This window comes from Rossellomorea sp. NPDC071047 (assembly GCF_050270195.1).
GTDB lineage: Bacteria > Bacillota > Bacilli > Bacillales > Bacillaceae_B > Rossellomorea.
Genome location: NZ_JBNNJT010000004.1, coordinates 403,857 through 417,971, shown reverse-complemented (window position 1 = coordinate 417,971; position 14,115 = coordinate 403,857). Strand labels below are relative to the sequence as shown.

Here is a 14,115-nt window from a genome sequence, read left to right as displayed (position 1 = left end):
TGTAATGAAGAAAGTTGGTTTAACCCGTTCCATCCATCTTAAATTCGTTTTGATTTATGTTCTGCTCATTCTTCTCGCCATGCAGATTATCGGTGTATATTTTGTTAGGGCCCTTGAAGAAAAGCTTGTCGATAATTTCCAGACGTCTATTAAAAATAGAGTGGAATTATTAGAGTATACAATTCGTGAAGAAATAGTAAAGAAACGCAGTGAAGATGATCCCACACTCGAAGAGGATATCGGGAGAGTATTAGATGATAGTAAAACATCTGATATTTCCGAGATTCGAGTGATTAATGATAGAAGCAAAATTATTGGCACCTCAGATCCCAATAATCAGAGTTTAGTTGGTCAGGTCAGTGGGGAGAAAGAAGTTAAAAGAGCCCTCGCTGTAGGCTTAGGTCATGAGGATATCTATCTTGATGATAAAACGAAAGATCGAATTTGGGTGTATACAGCACCAATAACTTCAAATGAAGAAGTCATTGGTGCTATTTATCTTGTAGGTGAAATTGAATCGGTTTATGACCAAATGAGTGAAATCAACAAAATTTTCACCAATGGTACCCTCATTGCCTTGGTCATTACAGCAATATTGGGCGTATTATTGGCTCAAACCGTGACAAGACCGATATCTGATATGAGAAAACAAGCCCTTGCTATGGCAAAAGGAAACTTTTCTAGGAAAGTAAAGGTCTACGGTTACGATGAAATAGGTCAGCTTGCAATTACGTTCAATAATTTGACCAAACGTCTTCAAGAAGCCCAAGCTACGACGGAGGGCGAGCGAAGGAAGCTTTCTTCCGTACTTTCCTATATGACTGATGGTGTCATTGCGACCGATCGAAAAGGCCGGGTCATTCTGATTAATGATCCTGCAGCGGATATGCTGAATGTTTCACGTGAAACAGTCGTTTCTCAACCCATTGTTTCCCTACTGGGATTGGATGAGGAATACACGTTTGATGATCTATCCAATGAACAGGATTCCATCATTTTGGATTACAGTACGAAAGAAAAACCTTATATATTAAGAGCCAATTTCTCCATTATTCAAAAAGAGACCGGATTTGTGAACGGTCTCATAACGGTATTACATGATATTACGGAGCAGGAAAAAATTGATTTAGAAAGACGGGAATTTGTTGCAAATGTTTCCCACGAACTTCGCACACCGCTAACAACGATGAGGAGTTACTTAGAGGCGTTGGCAGAAGGAGCATGGCAAGATGAAAACATAGCACCTCAATTCCTTGATGTTACTCAAAATGAGACAGAGAGAATGATCCGGTTAGTAAATGATCTTCTTCAATTATCGAAAATGGATAGTAAAGACTATCGTTTTAATAAAGATTGGGTTGATTTCATTCTCTTTTTCCATAAAATCATTGATCGATTTGAAATGACCAAGAATGTGAATGTGACCTTTAACCGTTTCTTACCAGACAAAGCAATGTTTGTGGAAGTGGATCAGGATAAAATCACACAGGTTTTGGATAACATCATTTCGAACGCCTTGAAGTATTCACCAGAGGGCGGAACCATTACATTTAAAGCGATAGAAAAGAACGGATATATTGAAATCAGTGTATCAGATCAAGGATTAGGGATCCCGAAAGAAAATCTGGAGAAAATCTTTGAGCGTTTCTATCGTGTCGATAAAGCCAGAACAAGACAAATGGGTGGCACAGGACTTGGCCTTGCCATAGCAAAAGAGATGATTTCAGCACATGGTGGTGACGTATGGGCGACAAGTACTGAAGGAAGAGGAACCACCATCACATTCACTCTCCCATATGATTCCACTCAAGAGGATGATTGGTCATGAATTACGAAAAAATCAAATCGATAATTCTAACGCTGCTCGTATGCATCAGTATTTTTCTTACCTTCAATCTTTGGACGTATCAACCAGGGTACGATACGATTAATAGCGATGAAGCGTACGATGTGTCTGTGGGCGACAAGATACCTGAGAATGAGTTGAACAGCGTTCTAATCAAACCGTTTAAACTTTTCTATCATTCGGGAAATAGGACAGTCGGGACTTCAGATGAATTCGAAATCAATAAGGTTATTGAACAATTAAGAACCTGGACATTATTTGATATGAAAGATCTTTCAAGAGAGTATAATATGTCAGAGATCAAATCTGTTATACACGGTGAAAAAAAGGTGGAAATTGTTTTCCCGGACAATGTTCCCCTTTCTACTTATAGCCAAGTGTTAAAGTTAGAGGAGAAAAACACCCTGAACGGTTCCTTTAACCGAATCATTATCGACCTGAATCATAATGGTTCAGATACAGGTTCTGTGTATTTTGTTTTATATAAAGAAGGAGAAAAGAAATTTTATGAAAGCCGGGTAGACCGTGCTAGTTTAGAAGCTTTCGAAAAGAGCTTTGTTCAAAAAGCCGTTTATAATTTTGATGAATATTTAGAACAGCCATTAAATAATAAAAAAACGATCTTTCTGCCTGAAAATCCTGAGGATTATATCAGCTATAGATATTATTCGGACCTTGATTCCCCCGAAGAGTATGTACAGGCACTATTTAGTGATCCCAATAGTGTAGATAAGGGGTTTACTGAGCAGGGCGAAAAGTATACAAATGTATATAGTTTATTAAAAACGAATAAAGAACATAACACGTTGTCTTATGTGAATCCATCAGAAGAAAAAAATGGAGGATCATCTGCTACACAGCTTCTTCAAAAGAGTATGGAATTTGTAAATGATCATGGTGGCTGGACCGATCAATATCAATTTTTCTCGATCAGCCCCCTTGAGAATAAAATTGTATACCGGTTGTTTATGCAAAACTATCCTGTTTTTAATGAAAATGGGATGGCTGAAATTTCTCAAATTCTCGGTGAGGAATCAATCAACGAGTACAATCGTCCTTACTTTAAATTGGATTATGATTTATCGTTTGAAAGTGTAGATGAGGTCCAATTGCCATCCGGATCAACCGTTTTATATCTTTTGGCAAAGGATGATACGATCAATCTTGAGTACGTAGAAGATGTCATTGTCGGATATAAGATGACAAGAGATTCTAATGAATCAAATAGAAAATTCCTTGTATTTGAACCTTCCTGGTATTATAAATACGATGGCAATTGGTTGCGCCTACCTTTGGAAGATGAGGGGGGGCTTGGAATTGGACTGGAGTAAAACGAAGAGCATTTTCATAATTGTCTTTCTTATTTTAGACATCTTTTTAATGTCGTTGTTCATTAACAAAGTTTCTGAAAGCAATCCAGAAACGTTAAGTCAAGTTTCCTTTGAAGAACAATTAAAAACAGATAAAATTGATTACCCAAAAAATCTTTCAAAGGAATCATTAAAAGAAGCCTATATTAGTGCTAAAACGAAAATGTTCACGGAGAAGGAAATCGAAAAGTTGAAAAATCAAGATGTCAGTGTCGTCACGGATAATACAATTCATTCAACGCTAAAAGAGCCATATTCCATAAGTGAAAAGTTTTCACCTGATGAATTAACCGATTTTATGAAGAATCAGGTGGTAGGCGGTGAAAAATACAGCTTCTGGAAATATAATAAAGATGAACAAACGATTATTTACTATCAGACGTATAAGGACAGACAGATTTTTAACAATTCAAATGGTAAAGTGATCCTAATCCTAAATAAACAAAGTGAAATCGTCTCATACAAACAAACACTGCTTGAGGATTTAGAAGAATTAAGCGGGGAAAGGAAAAGCCTGCTTACTTCTCTCCAAGCTCTTCAGGTTTTGTGGACCAATCATAAGATAAGCACGGGCAGTACGATCAAAGCACCTGAACTGGGATACTATACTTTTTTATCACGTGAAGAATCCCAAGTCCTGGCACCGACCTGGCATTTCATCGTTGAATCAGGTGACAAAAAAGAAGATCTATTTATTAATGCAGTTGAAGGACAGATTTTCGAAGTGACCAAACCAGAAAAAGAAACAATGGAGTGAGAGATATGACGATGCATTTTAGTGTGCTTGCCAGTGGCAGTACAGGAAATGCGATATTTGTGGAGACGGAAGAGCATTCCTTTCTTGTCGATGCAGGATTGAGCGGGAAGCAGATGGAAGGGTTGTTCAGTCGGATAGGCAGAAAGATTGAAGATTTATCGGGTATTCTTGTGACTCATGAGCATAGTGATCATATTAAAGGAATTGGTGTACTTGCGAGAAAGTACAAGCTTCCTATCTACGCCAACGATAAGACATGGAATGCCATGGACGGGTTAGTAGGGAAAATAGATATGGAACAGAAGTTTTCATTTGATATGGAAACAGCCAAGCACTTTGGTGGATTGAGCATTGAGTCCTTCGGGGTTTCACATGATGCGGCAGAGCCGATGTTCTATATTTTCCACCAGGGAGAGAAAAAGCTTGTTCTGGTAACGGACACGGGATATGTAAGTGATCGGATGAAAGGGATCATTTCCAATGCTGATGCGTATGTATTTGAAAGTAATCACGATGTGGGGATGCTCCGAATGTGCCGGTATCCGTGGAATATAAAGCGTCGAATTCTTGGTGATTATGGACATGTATCCAATGAGGATGCTGCCATTGCCATGAGTGAAGTGATGGGTGATAAGACAAAAGGAATTTATTTAGCCCATCTCAGCCTCGATAATAATATGAAAGATCTGGCCAGAATGAGTGTGACACAAACACTCGAGTCAAAAGGAATAGTAGTAGGAGAACAAATTGACCTGTTTGATACGGACCCTAAAGTACCAACACCTTTAGTTGCGATTTAAACCGATTCAAATGTTTACGATTTTTCTTTTGAAGGTATGAAAAAGGTGAGGGCTGCTGTCTTCACCTTTTTTGTCTTCTAAGCAAGCCACCTCGACTTTGGGGTTTACATATCTATCAACTTTATGAAATTCCTTCCCTTTTTTCATCATTTTTTAATTTAATCTGACTATAATCATGCTTGTAAAGATAAAATAACAAAAGGAATAGAACGTAGAAAGGATGAAGTTACATGGGATATTATGATTCAGATCATAATTCTGAAAGCCGGAGCAGGCAAAAGGGCAATCGGGGAGGTATGTTCCTTGCCGGGCTAATGGGAGTGGTGCTGGGAGCTATATTGGTCATTGTGGCGATTCCTCAGTTGACGAACTTTGATATCTTACCGTATTCCATTCAACCCGATCAGGACTTGAAAGAAACGGATGAAGCGTATCATAATGGTGCCACTCAAAATGTTTCTGTCGATGTGACAACGGATGTGACGAAAGCCGTTGAGAAATCAGGAGACTCTGTTGTAGGGATCACGAACATTCAATCTCAAAGCTTCTGGGGACAGGGTGAAGGACAAACCCAGGATCAACAGGCGGGTACAGGATCCGGGGTTATGTATAAGAAAGAAGGCAATAAAGTCTATATTGTGACCAATAATCACGTGGTGGAAGGTGCAGATCAGCTGGAAGTGACGCTTGCGGACGGGACTAAGGTGCCTGCTGAAATGCGAGGTGCGGATATTTGGACAGACCTGGCTGTAATCGAAATCGATGGAAGTAAAATCAAGAAAGATGACATTGCCGAGTTTGGAAATTCAGACAAGCTAAAAGCGGGAGAACCTGTTATTGCGATTGGTAACCCGCTTGGACTGCAATTTTCCGGTTCCGTTACACAGGGGGTCGTTTCAGGTGTGGAGAGAACGATTCCGGTCGATATTAACCAGGATGGAATGGAAGATTGGAATGCAGAAGTTCTGCAAACCGATGCAGCCATCAATCCAGGGAACAGTGGTGGAGCCCTCATTAATATTTCCGGTCAGTTAATTGGTATCAACTCCATGAAAATCGCACAGAGTGCAGTAGAAGGGATCGGACTTGCCATCCCGATCAACTATGCTCAGCCGATAATTGAAGACCTTGAGCAGTACGGTGAGGTCAAGCGTCCTGCAATGGGTGTGACATTGGAGGATGTGAATAAAATTTCTGCCTATCATCAGCAGGAAACATTGAAGCTTCCGAAAGAAATCAATTATGGTGTCATGATCAGACAAACCGTTCCCAATTCTCCAGCTGCCCAGGCAGGCTTACAAGAGCTCGATGTGATTACGGAGCTTGACGGAGAGAAAATTGAAAATGTCATTGAGTTAAGAAAACATCTTTATAACAAAAAAGACGTAAATGATCAGATGAAAGTCACGCTCTATCGAAACGGAGAAAAGAAAGAAGTGACCATGAAACTCACCGACGAATCACGATTATAGAATGTGGATAAGCAAAAAGCAGGAAGGCGAAGCGCCCTTTCCTGCTTTTTCTTTACATGATATGATAACTGTGGATAAGTATATACTCTAAAATCAGACTAAAGATTAGGAGGAAACGACATGATTTACTGTTGCTTAGAGCATGTGGAATTAGCCATGGATATTGTCGTGGATGAGCATGAGGTAGCACCTCAGCTGACAGAGCTATCTGAAGAAAAGAAGTTATCCACAACTTGTGAATATTGTGGGAATAACGCAATATATATAGTGGCGAACTAATATTCTTATACGATATGTGGATTGGTTTTGTGGATATGTGGATAAAGTCTGTGGATAACGTGTTTGTAAATTGTTTGTAAAGTGAGTGTGGATAGTGAATATCACCATTGTAACGGTTGGTAAATTAAAAGAGAAATATTTAAAGCAAGGAATAGGGGAATATGTAAAGCGCTTAGGTGCTTATGCAAAGATAGAAATCGTCGAGCTTGCCGACGAAAAAGCCCCTGAAGTGTTGAGTGAATCAGAAATGGAGCAAGTGAAAAACAAAGAAGGCGAACGGATCTTAGCTAAGATCTCTCCTGATCACCATGTCATCGCCCTGGCGATCCAAGGGAAGATGCGCTCATCGGAAGATCTCGCCGATAATCTGGACAGGCTTGCTACGTACGGGAAAAGCAAAGTGGCGTTTGTTATTGGTGGATCACTTGGGTTGAGTGATGATGTGATCAAGAGATCTAATGAAACCCTTTCTTTTTCGAAGATGACTTTCCCCCATCAGTTGATGCGGTTAATCCTGATGGAGCAGATTTATCGGGCATTTCGGATTAATCGGGGTGAACCGTACCATAAATAGAGGCAAAAAAAAGGGTCAGACCCCCCAGTAAGTTAACGAACACTGGTGGTCTGACCCTTTTCTCTATTCAAAAATGAAATGTGCCTTACTTAGACACAGAAAAGCCTTCCTCATCTTTCACTGCATCTGCATACTCATCAAGCAGAGCACGGACTTCATCGGTGGATTCTGATTCCATCAGACGATTTCTCAGCTCACTCGCTCCACGGAAACCGCGGACGTAAATCTTAAAGAAGCGGCGAAGCGGTTTGAATTGCCGCGGTTCGAGTTCTTCGGAGTATTTATCATGAAGATCGAGCTGCAGTCGCAGGAGATCGAGCAGTTCCTGGCTGGTATGCTCTTTCTTCTCTTTTTCGAATGCGAACGGGTTATGGAAGATCCCCCGTCCGATCATAATGCCATCCACGCCGTATTTCTCCGCGAGTTCAAGTCCCTTTTGGCGGTCAGGAATGTCGCCGTTAATCGTTAGCAATGTATGAGGGGCAATCTCATCACGAAGTTTCATGATCTCCGGAATCAATTCCCAGTGAGCATCTACGTCACTCATTTCCTTTTTGGTACGGAGATGAATGGATAGATTGACAATATCCTGTTCCAATAGGTGCTTCAGCCAGTCGTGCCATTCTTCCACTTTGGTATAGCCGAGACGGGTCTTCACACTGACGGGAAGTCCGCCCGCTTTGGCTGCCTGGATGATTTCTGCTGCGACATCAGGCCGGCGGATGAGGCCTGATCCTTTTCCATTCGCTGCGACATTGTGCACAGGACAGCCCATATTGATATCGATTCCGCGAAAGCCCATTTTAGCCACACCTATACTCGTTTCACGGAAGTATTCGGGCTTATCCCCCCAAATATGGGCGACGATCGGCTGTTCGTCTGGAGTGAAGGTCAAACGCCCCCGCACGCTGTCTTTTCCTTTCGGATGACAGTAGCTCTCCGTATTCGTAAATTCTGTAAAAAACACGTCAGGTCTTGCCGCTTCACTCACCACATGACGAAAAACGACATCGGTGACGGCTTCCATCGGTGCCAAAACAAAAAATGGCTTAGGCAACTCATGCCAAAAATTATCTTTCATAATATATTTAAACCCTTTCCTTAAGGAAAATATGTTCCCAAAATTAAAAAGTAAATTGCTTCAGTTTTATCCATTCCCAGTTAGGATGGATTTCAACCAGTATATACTTTAATAGTAAAAATCGAAAAGTGCAAGGGGATGATTCGCCGTGTTTCTTCATGAATTAAAGAAAAACGATAAAAGATAGATGTAAAAAGGATCTGTGGGCCAGCAAGCTAACGTTACGCGCACTGGGGACTGGCCATTTTGCGAAAAAAATCATCCCAAATAAGTGAAAATTTCACTCATTATAGTAAACAAAATCTGTAAAAAATTGCTATAATAATTCTTAAGGCTGTAGGATAACTCCTGCATATTGAATGACAGTAAAGGGGAGCGGTAAATGTCTGAGTTGAATGAAAACCCGTTAATCAAAAATGATGAAAAGAAACCAAAGATCAAGGTAGAAAGAAAAGAAGGGGAACCGACTGCTGCATTTAAAGGGGCAAGTTGGGCAGCTTTGGTAATAGGTCTTTCCGCTTACCTGATCGGCCTGTTCAATGCAGGAATGGAATTGAATGAAAAGGGGTATTACTTTGCTGTGTTGGTATTCGGACTGTATGCAGCTGTATCCCTGCAAAAAGCGGTAAGGGACAAGGAAGAAGATATCCCTGTTTCGGGCATCTATTATGGTCTCAGTTGGTTTGCAGTGATCGTAGCCATTTCCTTGATGGCGATCGGTCTTTATAATGCCGGGAGTATCATCTTAAGCGAAAAAGGATTTTATGGTATGTCATTTGTTCTTAGCCTATTTGCGGCTATCACAATTCAGAAAAATATCCGGGATACGCAGGTGGCCAGGGAAAGAGATTAATAATGGGGGGGCGGTACTGCTTGCAGTACTGCCCTTTGTCGTTTTAAACTTTCTCACCAAAACCCACACCTCCCCTCATCTCAAAGAATACTCTATTAGCAAAATTATAAACAATATCTATAGAGGTGAGCACTGTGTACCATGATTCAGAATTTTTAAAAGGTCTTACGGGCGAAGTGGTGACTGTGAAGGATTCGGTTTATGAGGAGTCTCGACAGGAATGGAATCGTGCCATCAACAAGTTTCCGTTGGTGATTGTGTATTGTGAAAGAAAGCAGGATGTGGTGAATGCGATTTTTTGGGCACGAAAGCGTTGTGTCAGTATCCGTATAAGGTCCGGTGGGCATCATTATGAAGGGTATTCTACCGGTGACTTGGTATTGGTCATCGATATCAGTCGATTGAATGCATTGGAATTGGACAAGCAACGGAACATATTAAAAATAGAAGCGGGAGCAAAAAACACAGAAGTGTATAATCTGGTAGGATCCAATGGCTATGTTTTTCCCGGGGGAACATGTCCGACCGTTGGTGTGTCGGGCTATACGCTCGGCGGAGGTTGGGGATTTTCCAGCAGACTTTACGGGTTGGGGTGTGACAGTTTGATCGAATTGGAACTGGTCAATTATCAAGGAAGGCTCATCAAGGCAAACAGAAATTGCAACTCCGATTTGTTTTGGGCATGCCGTGGTGCCGGCGGAGGTAATTTTGGAGTAGTGGTAGGCATGACGTTTCAGCTGCCGGAACCTACAGAAAGCACCGTCACATTTGTGAGGTTCTTTTACGTAGGTACAACCAATGAGAAGCAGGCGCAAGTGATGAATGTTTGGCAGAATTGGTTACCAGGGCTTGATAATAGAATGACGGTTTCTGCAAGCTTTTATAATGAGGAAGGTGAAGGGCTCGGGATTTTTGCGTCTGGGTTCTTTTATGGCTCGGCAGAACATGCCAGGGAGATTTTACAACCTTTTGCAGAAGTGGAAGGGTTCCGTGTGGAGCTGGAGGAATCATCCTTCCTTGAAGCAGTGAAAAAAGTGGAAGCGGCGTTTCCCCCATCTGAAAAATTCAAATCGACGGGCAGATTTGTCCAAAGGAGTTATTCGCTTTGTGAGCTTGAAAATATTGCAGGGCTAGTACAAGACCCTGCAGAAGGTTCTGTTTATGCAGCAGTTACCTTTTATGCACTCGGAGGACAGATCATGAATGTGGGAAAAAGGGATACGGCATACTTCTACAGGGATGCAAGATATATTATGAGCGTTCAGTCCATTTGGACTGAGGATGCATCTGCAAAGGAAAACAGTAAGTGGGTTCGCGAGCGCTTTGAATATATTAAAAGAATTACGAAAGGATCTTATGTTAATTTCCCAATCAGCGATCTCAGAAACTATGAACAGAAGTACTTTGGAGGCAATGCAAAGAGGTTGGACAGGGTGAACAAAAAGTACGATCCCTTTAATGTGTTCAGGTTTCCCCAGGGGCTTAAATGATCGACGTGGGAAGAGATTCCTATGTCGATATTTTTATTTACTAGGTTACCAAGTCTTTGAAAACGGACTTTGCACTTTTTTAAAAGCTCAAAATAGTATATAATTATCAGATAATGGTAGATATTTTGATCCCTAAATCATTATAATAGATTGTGGTATGGTTATAACAGAACAGGTGAGTTCCAGGGTGGCGCCTTGCTTTAATTGAGACCGGGCATGAGCGCTTACTCTTTTCTGAAAATATAAAGAGTAAGGAAGGTTATCATGAGCAGCATACAGAAAAAAACAGACGTTATTTTAATTGGTGCCGGAGTCATGAGCGCGACTTTGGGATCTTTGCTGAAAGAGTTAGCACCGGAATGGGAAATCAAAGTGTTTGAGAAACTCGCAAGTGCAGGTGAAGAAAGCTCGAACGAATGGAATAATGCGGGTACGGGGCATGCTGCATTGTGCGAGCTCAATTATACGTCCGAGAAATCAGATGGATCGATAGATATAAGTAAAGCGACAAAAGTCAATGAGCAGTTCCAGCTTTCAAGACAGTTTTGGTCTTATCTTGTAAACAAAGATTTAATAGGTAATCCGCAAGACTTTATCATGCCTATACCTCATATGAGTATGGTACAAGGGGAAAAGAATGTAGCGTTTTTGAAAAAACGATTGGAAGCGCTGTCAAGCAATCCCTTGTTTCAAGGGATGGAATTTTCCGATGACCCTGACAAACTGAAGGAGTGGATTCCCCTCATCATGGAAGGCCGTACATCTAATGAACCGATAGCGGCAACCAAAATCGACTCCGGGACAGACGTCAACTTCGGGGCATTAACACGAATGATGTTTGACCATTTAGAGAGGCAAAATGTCGAGATAAATTACAAACATAGTGTGAAGGATTTCAAACGCACCAGTGACGGATCCTGGGAAGTCAAAGTGCATAATATTGATAGCGGTAAGATCGAACATCACACGGCAAAGTTTGTCTTTATCGGCGGTGGAGGCGGAAGTCTTCCTCTACTTCAAAAAACTGGTATCCCTGAATCAAAAAATATTGGAGGATTCCCGGTAAGCGGACTGTTTATGGTATGTAACAATCCGAAAGTAGTAGCGCAGCATCATGCCAAAGTATATGGTAAAGCCAAGGTGGGGGCTCCTCCAATGTCTGTTCCACATCTTGATACACGATATATCGATAACAAAAAATCGTTACTGTTTGGACCGTTTGCCGGATTTTCGCCCAAGTTCTTAAAAACGGGATCAAATTTGGATTTATTAGGTTCCGTCAAACCGAATAACGTCCTTACGATGCTCGCGGCAGGTGCCAAAGAGATGTCATTGACTAAATACCTGATCCAGCAAGTGTTGTTGTCGAATGAAAAGCGCATGGAAGAACTGCGGGAGTTTATTCCTAACGCCAAAAGCGAGGATTGGGATATCGTAGTGGCCGGCCAACGTGTGCAGGTGATCAAGGATACTGAGGCAGGCGGGAAAGGAACTCTTCAATTCGGTACGGAAGTAGTCAGTTCCGCTGATGGATCTGTAGCTGCATTGCTTGGCGCTTCACCAGGTGCTTCTACTGCCGTTCACGTTATGCTCGAGGTGTTTGGCAAATGCTTCCCGCAGCATATGAATGAGTGGGAGCCGAAACTGAAGGAAATGATTCCTTCTTATGGTGTGTCACTAGTGGAGAACCCGGAGCTGTTTAAAGAAATTCATACTTCAACAGCAGAGACGCTTGGTCTGAACGGGAAAGAGTTAGCTTACAGTTAATGTCGTGAAAACCTAAATATATTTGAAATAAACCCAAGCTTACGGCTTGGGTTTATTTCGTGTATTCTATCAGAATTCCATCTGTACATAGAAAAACTGTAAATGAATAAAGTACGAAATGTCTAACACCAAACAATGATTCTATAAGGAGTGGTTTGAGCCGGTATACTCATCGTGGCGGGCCCATAGATCACAATCAGATTGCGGTTGCCCGGGTACTTTGAAAAAGATTGTCCGTTGGTTAATACAATTTGAGTATAGGGGGATAGATTCAATCTTAGCGTGCCATCGCTGCTCTCCAACTGTGAGTTGAAATAATCTACTTTTATATTTTGAGATGTGCTTTCCTTTACCATGACAAGTGCACGATATTGTGGTGGATAGATAAGAGGAACAGGTGCGTTCCCATCATAATATCCGGTTACCCTATCCCCTACAGCCACCATAGCGTGGTCCACAAAGTATGTGGTTGGTGACACGACAAAATTCACCGAATTACCTGCTCCATCTTCTACAGATATTAATTTATAACAGCCTTCCCCTTCTCCATTTTGCCCTGTCATAAAATCACTGATCATGGTGATGGTACCATAAAAAGACATGAAATTTACCATACGAGTCCTCCATTCATATTTGAATTGAATGGTCCGGTATTGAAGTTATGCTTTCCTGCAAAACTACGAACAAGCCGATGAAAAACAGATAACCCTCAACACAATATAGTTTGATCACAACGAGATTATCACACCTAGTGAAAAATAATTACTTCTTCTTTTGTAAAGATTTTATGAAGAAAACCCTATTATAAAGGATTTTCGGATGCCATCTAAGAATGTATACCTCTAAACAGGTTTCTTCAAAGGGGTGTCAAACATGATGAAGTGGAATGCTGCTATTCGAAAGCCTTTTCTTATGAGAATATGGGAGAACTATCCGAAGACTTGGAAATTTATGATCGATGTAGGCATTTTAGTAAAGTACAAAACATTGAATATAAAAAAGCTTCCTAAAACGTTAACACTGCCCAGTTCCACGGTCCTCTATATAGATTCTGAGGAAAATCGGGGAAGGGCACTACTGATCAGCAATGGGGTGACCCAAAAAAGGCTCGACCGATTCTGGTCCATGGCTGTGAAGAAAATGAATCCCGACCTGGTCATCGATGTAGGCGTGAATTATGGGGAGTGTATCTTCTCTACTCAGTATTCACCCAAGACCAGGATAATAGGCGTGGAGGCGAACAGCCGTTTAATACCTTTTATTGAACAATCTAAAGAAGCACATCCTAACCGGTCACAAATAGCCATCTACAATGCAATCGCCTCGGATAAAGACAATGAAAAAACGGTTTTCTTTGTTGATAGGCATTGGTCTGGTACCTCTTCAGCCACTTATCAACCTTCTCATAAGTTAATAGATAAGGTACCTGTCCAGTCCATCACCATCGATACCCTTTGTCATGATCAAACCTATGAAACAGTCCTTTTTAAAGTGGATGTTGAGGGATATGAAGCGTTTGTCTTAAAAGGGATGACTGACCTTTTCAAAACAAGTAAGTCAATCCTTGGATTCATTGAATTCAACAGTGAATACTTTAAAAAGCTGGGTATCAGTGTAGATCAGTTCCTCCTGTTTCTGCAAACATACTTTACGATTTACGTATATAAGGAAGACCATAGTCTGGTAAAGGCTGCCCATTACAACCATATGGACCTGAAAAATTTGTTTGGAGCGGATTATATTCATACTGATTTTTTATTGGTGAGTGATGATTCCCTTATCGAACGTATGCATATAAACTATGTTTAAAGCTCCACCTCATCCCG

At 41.2% G+C, this 14,115-nt stretch carries 13 protein-coding genes; 11 read left to right on the top strand and 2 right to left on the bottom strand.

The window, feature by feature from the left end:
- The first annotated feature begins 4 nt into the window (after window positions 1-4).
- The 7 genes from walK (at window position 5) to rlmH (ending at window position 7,098) form a co-directional block, all read left to right on the top strand.
- Complete coding sequence (walK, locus tag ACQKFO_RS16315) at window positions 5-1,828, top strand: cell wall metabolism sensor histidine kinase WalK (RefSeq protein WP_427599968.1); 1,824 nt, start codon at window positions 5-7, stop codon at window positions 1,826-1,828.
- The gene (locus ACQKFO_RS16310) at window positions 1,825-3,177 is read left to right on the top strand and encodes a YycH family regulatory protein (protein ID WP_427599967.1); all 1,353 of its coding nucleotides are present in this window, start codon (window positions 1,825-1,827) and stop codon (window positions 3,175-3,177) included. Before walK ends, ACQKFO_RS16310 begins: the two co-directional genes overlap by 4 nt.
- Window positions 3,164-3,973 (top strand): two-component system regulatory protein YycI, encoded by an 810-nt coding sequence (locus ACQKFO_RS16305; protein ID WP_427599966.1) that lies wholly within the window; start codon window positions 3,164-3,166, stop codon window positions 3,971-3,973. Before ACQKFO_RS16310 ends, ACQKFO_RS16305 begins: the two co-directional genes overlap by 14 nt.
- Before the next feature lie 5 nt (window positions 3,974-3,978).
- Window positions 3,979-4,773 carry an MBL fold metallo-hydrolase gene (locus tag ACQKFO_RS16300; protein ID WP_427599965.1) on the top strand — a complete coding sequence of 265 codons (795 nt, stop codon included), beginning with the start codon at window positions 3,979-3,981 and terminating at the stop codon, window positions 4,771-4,773.
- A gap of 230 nt (window positions 4,774-5,003) precedes the next feature.
- Window positions 5,004-6,245: a S1C family serine protease gene (locus ACQKFO_RS16295; protein ID WP_427599964.1), complete on the top strand. Its 1,242-nt coding sequence runs from the start codon at window positions 5,004-5,006 to the stop codon at window positions 6,243-6,245.
- Between the two features lie 120 nt (window positions 6,246-6,365).
- Window positions 6,366-6,524 carry a CxxH/CxxC protein gene (locus ACQKFO_RS16290; RefSeq protein WP_113969385.1) on the top strand — a complete coding sequence of 53 codons (159 nt, stop codon included), beginning with the start codon at window positions 6,366-6,368 and terminating at the stop codon, window positions 6,522-6,524.
- A 94-nt stretch (window positions 6,525-6,618) separates the two neighbouring features.
- A complete protein-coding gene (gene rlmH / locus ACQKFO_RS16285; RefSeq protein WP_427599963.1) occupies window positions 6,619-7,098 on the top strand; it encodes a 23S rRNA (pseudouridine(1915)-N(3))-methyltransferase RlmH in 480 nt (159 codons plus the stop codon).
- A gap of 85 nt (window positions 7,099-7,183) precedes the next feature.
- Here rlmH and ACQKFO_RS16280 read toward each other — a convergent pair whose 3' ends face one another.
- Window positions 7,184-8,179, bottom strand: coding sequence for a tRNA dihydrouridine synthase (locus ACQKFO_RS16280; protein WP_427599962.1), 996 nt, complete (start codon window positions 8,177-8,179; stop codon window positions 7,184-7,186).
- A 382-nt stretch (window positions 8,180-8,561) separates the two neighbouring features.
- Here ACQKFO_RS16280 and yiaA point away from each other — a divergent pair, with 382 nt between their 5' ends.
- The 3 genes from yiaA to ACQKFO_RS16265 all read left to right on the top strand — a co-directional run bounded on the left by yiaA (window position 8,562) and on the right by ACQKFO_RS16265 (window position 12,289).
- Window positions 8,562-9,032: an inner membrane protein YiaA gene (gene yiaA, locus ACQKFO_RS16275; protein ID WP_427599961.1), complete on the top strand. Its 471-nt coding sequence runs from the start codon at window positions 8,562-8,564 to the stop codon at window positions 9,030-9,032.
- A 134-nt stretch (window positions 9,033-9,166) separates the two neighbouring features.
- Window positions 9,167-10,522 (top strand): FAD-dependent oxidoreductase, encoded by a 1,356-nt coding sequence (locus ACQKFO_RS16270; protein WP_427599960.1) that lies wholly within the window; start codon window positions 9,167-9,169, stop codon window positions 10,520-10,522.
- A gap of 264 nt (window positions 10,523-10,786) precedes the next feature.
- Window positions 10,787-12,289: a malate:quinone oxidoreductase gene (locus ACQKFO_RS16265; protein ID WP_427599959.1), complete on the top strand. Its 1,503-nt coding sequence runs from the start codon at window positions 10,787-10,789 to the stop codon at window positions 12,287-12,289.
- 122 nt (window positions 12,290-12,411) lie between these two features.
- On the opposite strand, the gene ACQKFO_RS16260 is transcribed toward ACQKFO_RS16265, so the two are convergent.
- The gene (locus tag ACQKFO_RS16260; protein WP_427599958.1) at window positions 12,412-12,903 is read right to left on the bottom strand and encodes a hypothetical protein; all 492 of its coding nucleotides are present in this window, start codon (window positions 12,901-12,903) and stop codon (window positions 12,412-12,414) included.
- A 259-nt stretch (window positions 12,904-13,162) separates the two neighbouring features.
- Here ACQKFO_RS16260 and ACQKFO_RS16255 point away from each other — a divergent pair, with 259 nt between their 5' ends.
- On the top strand, window positions 13,163-14,098 hold the full coding sequence (locus ACQKFO_RS16255) for an FkbM family methyltransferase (RefSeq protein WP_427599957.1): 936 nt from the start codon (window positions 13,163-13,165) through the stop codon (window positions 14,096-14,098).
- The last annotated feature ends 17 nt before the right edge of the window (window positions 14,099-14,115 follow it).

What these genes read in the sequence shown, in the direction of transcription:
- walK (WP_427599968.1), top strand. Translation starts at nt 5, where the DNA reads ATGAAGAAAGTTGGTTTAACCCGTTCCATCCATCTTAAATTCGTTTTG.
- ACQKFO_RS16310 (WP_427599967.1), top strand. Translation starts at nt 1,825, where the DNA reads ATGAATTACGAAAAAATCAAATCGATAATTCTAACGCTGCTCGTATGC.
- ACQKFO_RS16300 (WP_427599965.1), top strand. Translation starts at nt 3,979, where the DNA reads ATGACGATGCATTTTAGTGTGCTTGCCAGTGGCAGTACAGGAAATGCG.
- ACQKFO_RS16295 (WP_427599964.1), top strand. Translation starts at nt 5,004, where the DNA reads ATGGGATATTATGATTCAGATCATAATTCTGAAAGCCGGAGCAGGCAA.
- ACQKFO_RS16290 (WP_113969385.1), top strand. Translation starts at nt 6,366, where the DNA reads ATGATTTACTGTTGCTTAGAGCATGTGGAATTAGCCATGGATATTGTC.
- ACQKFO_RS16280 (WP_427599962.1), bottom strand. Translation starts at nt 8,179, where the DNA reads ATGAAAGATAATTTTTGGCATGAGTTGCCTAAGCCATTTTTTGTTTTG.
- yiaA (WP_427599961.1), top strand. Translation starts at nt 8,562, where the DNA reads ATGTCTGAGTTGAATGAAAACCCGTTAATCAAAAATGATGAAAAGAAA.
- ACQKFO_RS16265 (WP_427599959.1), top strand. Translation starts at nt 10,787, where the DNA reads ATGAGCAGCATACAGAAAAAAACAGACGTTATTTTAATTGGTGCCGGA.
- ACQKFO_RS16260 (WP_427599958.1), bottom strand. Translation starts at nt 12,903, where the DNA reads ATGGTAAATTTCATGTCTTTTTATGGTACCATCACCATGATCAGTGAT.
- ACQKFO_RS16255 (WP_427599957.1), top strand. Translation starts at nt 13,163, where the DNA reads ATGATGAAGTGGAATGCTGCTATTCGAAAGCCTTTTCTTATGAGAATA.